The organism is Rhodococcus sp. LB1 (assembly GCF_001583455.1).
GTDB lineage: Bacteria > Actinomycetota > Actinomycetes > Mycobacteriales > Mycobacteriaceae > Rhodococcus_F > Rhodococcus_F opacus.
In genome coordinates this window covers 1-3,443 of sequence record NZ_LTCZ01000100.1, presented here as the reverse complement: position 1 = coordinate 3,443, position 3,443 = coordinate 1, and the positions used below count along the sequence as shown (strand labels likewise).

At 62.5% G+C, this 3,443-nt stretch carries 4 protein-coding genes and 1 pseudogene; 4 read left to right on the top strand and 1 reads right to left on the bottom strand.

The genetic code is table 11. The features are described 5' to 3' along the window. Positions 1-59 precede the first annotated feature (59 nt). From AZG88_RS16510 to AZG88_RS16495, 4 genes are all read left to right on the top strand, one after another. Positions 60-875: a crotonase/enoyl-CoA hydratase family protein gene (locus AZG88_RS16510; RefSeq protein ID WP_061698290.1), complete on the top strand. Its 816-nt coding sequence runs from the start codon at positions 60-62 to the stop codon at positions 873-875. Next, positions 872-2,044, top strand: a complete 1,173-nt coding sequence (locus tag AZG88_RS16505) for a thiolase family protein (protein ID WP_061698289.1) — start codon at positions 872-874, stop codon at positions 2,042-2,044. The genes AZG88_RS16510 and AZG88_RS16505 overlap by 4 nt, the downstream gene beginning before the upstream one ends. Before the next feature lie 38 nt (positions 2,045-2,082). After that, entirely contained in the window at positions 2,083-2,487 is a 405-nt protein-coding gene (locus AZG88_RS16500; RefSeq protein WP_061698288.1) for a Zn-ribbon domain-containing OB-fold protein, read from the top strand. A 67-nt stretch (positions 2,488-2,554) separates the two neighbouring features. Further along, positions 2,555-3,130 (top strand): nuclear transport factor 2 family protein, encoded by a 576-nt coding sequence (locus AZG88_RS16495; protein ID WP_156517511.1) that lies wholly within the window; start codon positions 2,555-2,557, stop codon positions 3,128-3,130. A 160-nt stretch (positions 3,131-3,290) separates the two neighbouring features. Here the strand turns inward: AZG88_RS16495 and AZG88_RS51720 are convergent. Next, positions 3,291-3,443, bottom strand: a pseudogene (locus AZG88_RS51720) (IS1380 family transposase); the annotation flags it as partial.

The following is a 3,443-nucleotide window of genomic DNA, read 5'->3' as shown; positions in this document are numbered from 1 at the left end:
TGACCACGCATGAGCCGGCCCGGTCGACCATCCTGACTTCGATGGCAGTGAGGCATATCATGACAACCGGAATCGCCCAAGAGTTGCACCTCGACGTGGTTCTGGTCGAGCAGCGCGGCAACGTACTCCTGATCACGATCAACCGACCACACGTCCGAAATTGCATCAACAGGGACGTCGCCGAAGCCATCGGCCAAGCGCTCGAGACCGCCGAAACCGATCCGACGGTGCGAGCCGTCGTGCTGACGGGGGCAGGCGACCGAGCGTTCTGTGCCGGGGCAGATCTCAAGGCGCTTGCCGAGGGGAAAGACATCCACCCCGCTGGGCAACGCGCTCGCTGGGGATTCGCAGGGTATGTAAACCATCCCGTCAGTAAGCCCACCATCGCTGCGGTCAACGGCTTCGCACTCGGTGGTGGTACCGAACTGGCGTTGGCCAGTGATCTGGTCGTTGCCGCGGACAGCGCCGAGTTCGGGTTGCCCGAGGTCCGTCGAGGTCTGGTGGCGGCTGCCGGCGGTGCGTTTCGATTGGCGCAGCAGATTCCGCGCAAGATCGCTCTGGATATGGCCTTCACCGGTGAGCCGATATCGGCCGCAAGAGCATTTGAACTGGGGTTGGCCACCCGCGTCGTTCCTCAGGACCAGGTCCTCGACGTCGCACTCGACCTGGCTGGCGTCATTGCGGCCAACGCGCCGTTGGCGGTGCAAGCCACCAAGCGAATCGCGGCCGGCATCACTGACGGAGCTGTGGAACGCGAGGCCGCCGACTGGGCACGCAACCGACTGGAAGCGGGACGCATAAAGCAATCGCGGGACGCGCAGGAGGGAGCGCGCGCCTTCGTCGAGAAACGGCTACCTGATTGGACAGGACGATGACGAACAAACCCCGTACCACCCGATCGCCCGTCATCGTCGGTCTCGGAATGACCGAACTGGGAAAGGTGTACGGCAAAAGCAGTAGTCAATTCGCCGCAGAAGCAAGCAGATTGGCGCTCGCCGACGCTGGCCTGCTCCTGTCCGAGGTGGACGGTTTGCTCATCTCGTCGGGCGTAGCAAACGATATCGGCCTCGGGTTGCAGGTCGATCTCGGCTTGCGTGATCTCGCGCTTCTGGCTCAAATGCAGGCATTCGGATCGACCGCTGGTGCCATGGTTCAGTATGCGTCGATGGCCGTAGAGTCGGGGATGGCCGAGGTCGTCGTGTGTGTGTTCGGTGACGCTCCTCTGGTCGAGGGCGCCGGGGCCGGGCTTGCCTACTCGGACGGTCATCGGGCGCACTCCGGCTGGACGGGACTTCAGCGTGCGACCGGAGCCGTGGTCCCGAACGTCCTGTACTCATTGGCCGCGCGGCGACACATGCTCGAATACGGGACGACTTCAGAGCAGCTCGGTGCTCTCGCCGTCGCTCAGCGTGAGTGGGCGGTACTCAACCCACTGGCGCAGATGCGTACACCGATCACCGTCGCCGACCATCAGAACTCGCGCATCATCAGCGATCCGTTTCACCTGTTCGACTGCTGCCTCGTATCGAATGGTGGTATCGCCGTTGTCGTCACCACGGCCGAGCGGGCACGCGACTTGAAGCAGCCGGCTGTCCACGTTCTCGGTTGGGCACAGAGCCATCCGGGCTCGAGGCTACGTCGTGACGACAACTTCGGGCTGATGACCGGTGCAGCGAAATCCGGTCCGGCGGCCATGTCCATGGCAGGCGTCACCGTCGAGGACATCGATCTGGTCGAGATCTACGACTGCTACACCTACACGGCGATGGTCACGCTGGAGGACTACGGTTTCTGCGCCAAAGGAGAGGGAGGCGAATTCGTGGCGACGCCGGGAATCCTCGGCCCGGGTGGCAAGCTGAAAATGAACACCGGCGGCGGACAGTTGTCCTCGTACTACATGTGGGGAATGACCCCCCTCTCGGAGGCCGTCATCCAGGCACGTGGTCAGGCAGGTGCCCGGCAGCAGGACCGGCACGAGGTCGTCCTGGTATCGGGCAACGGGGGAATACTCGACCACCATTCGACCTTGATCGTGGGCTCGTAAACGGTCTGGTCGGCGTCAGCGGAGGGATTTTCTGACCCATGTACATTCAGCCTGTTGTTCGCGACACGGCCACGGCGGAGTTCTTCGACGGAACCGCCCGAGGCGTATTCCTCCTGCGGAGGACCGTGGAATCCGGTGAAATACTGTCCCCGACAGCAGAACAGGACAGTGTGGGTAATACCGATTTCGAGTGGGTGGAAGCGTCAGGCTTCGGCCGGGTCGTATCGTGGGCGTTCGTTCCACAGCGGTCCGCGGACTCGGACACGCCGCTCGCGCTCACCATCGCGGTGGTCGAACTGGACGAGGGGCCGTGGTGGTGGACCCAGCTCGTCGACGTCGAGCGCGACGACCTCGTGGCAGGACTTCGGGTCCGCGCCGAATTCCACAAGTCCGGGCCGTCGGGAGCAGACGAATACGTCCCGCTGTTCGTGCCCGTGCGATGACGAGTCCGGCGCCGCCGCTGGGGAACCAGCATCGTCGACTGGACCTGTGCCAGAAAGGATAGACGTGGTGACTGATGATTCGGCGTCGGCTTCGGCAGTGCTGGAGCTTCTCGACAAACAGGCCATCTACGAGAACATGATGTTCTATATCCGTGGCCAGGATCGCAAGGATCTCGAACTCGTCAAGTCGACATTCTGGCCGGACGCGACTGAGGACCACGGAGCCTTCGTGGGGTCGGCTCACGATTTCTGCGACCTGGTTCACGAGCGAAGTAGGACGACTCGATACACAGCTGTGCACAATTGCGGAAACGTACTGATCGAGATGCTCGGTGATCAGGCGAAACGCGAGACAGTGTTCACCTACGTCCGCGTCGAGACGGAACGGACGATCGTGTTGTCCGGACGGTATCGAGATCTTTGTGAGAAGAGACGTGGGCAGTGGAAAGTATTGCGTCGCCTGGTGATCTTCGAATGGGTCCAGACCCTCCCGCCGAACGGGGACTACTGGGAAATCTTCGGCTATCCTTCCACCGCCAGCCGCGGCACGATCTACCCGGACGACCCCATTTATCACGATTGGAACGTTCTTTCCCGGATACGCGGCACCACAACAGACGAGACCGAGCGTCCGAATCCCTAGCCTCGAACTTTCTTCCCGGTGACGTGCTGGCCTGAGCAGGTCGAGATTGTGTTTCGAACCCGTTGGCGCGCGAGGGCGCGACCGATGTCGATCGGCAGCGCTCGGATCCACGGCCTGAGGTAGGGGTTCTTTCGGGGTCGTCGGGTCGGGTGAATTGCGGTCAGGCGGGCGCGGGTAGTGCCGCCAATCGGGTCAGTGCGGCGACGATGAGGGTCGACCATGTCGCGTTCTTCGATAGGCGTAGGTGCGTGCGTCGAGCATGGGCAGCGATGCGTCCGGCTACCGAGAAGATGCGTAGGCGTATACGTTTGGG